This window comes from Trinickia terrae (assembly GCF_005144415.1).
In the GTDB taxonomy this organism is placed as follows: domain Bacteria; phylum Pseudomonadota; class Gammaproteobacteria; order Burkholderiales; family Burkholderiaceae; genus Trinickia_A; species Trinickia_A terrae.
The window spans coordinates 1-297 of sequence record NZ_SWJE01000054.1 but is presented as its reverse complement, the minus strand read 5'-3'; the positions used below and the strand labels follow the sequence as shown (position 1 = coordinate 297).

General features: G+C 64.0%; 1 pseudogene. It reads right to left on the bottom strand.

Annotation, left to right across the window (positions count from 1 at the left end):
- A pseudogene (locus FAZ69_RS33520) lies at positions 1 to 297 on the bottom strand (chitinase); the annotation flags it as partial.

Genomic DNA, 297 nt, shown 5'->3' with positions numbered 1-297 from the left:
AACTCCCCCTTCACCGCGTTGCGCACCTCATCCCACCACACCAGCTTCTTGACCCGCTCGATCTCCGCATCGTGATACGGCTCCTTCGCCACGCGCCGCAGCACCTGCTCGAAGAAACTCAAATACTCGCTCTGGCTCGCCCACTCGCTGCGATGCTTCGGGATCAGCCGCGACGCCCGAAAGCGCAGCCACTTCTCCCGCTTGTGCGTGCGCAGCTCGTCAGCCGCCTGCTTCTCGTCGCGCCTCGGCGACAGCAGCCGATACACGTTGCACGCCAGCGGTTTGAGCTTGTCGACA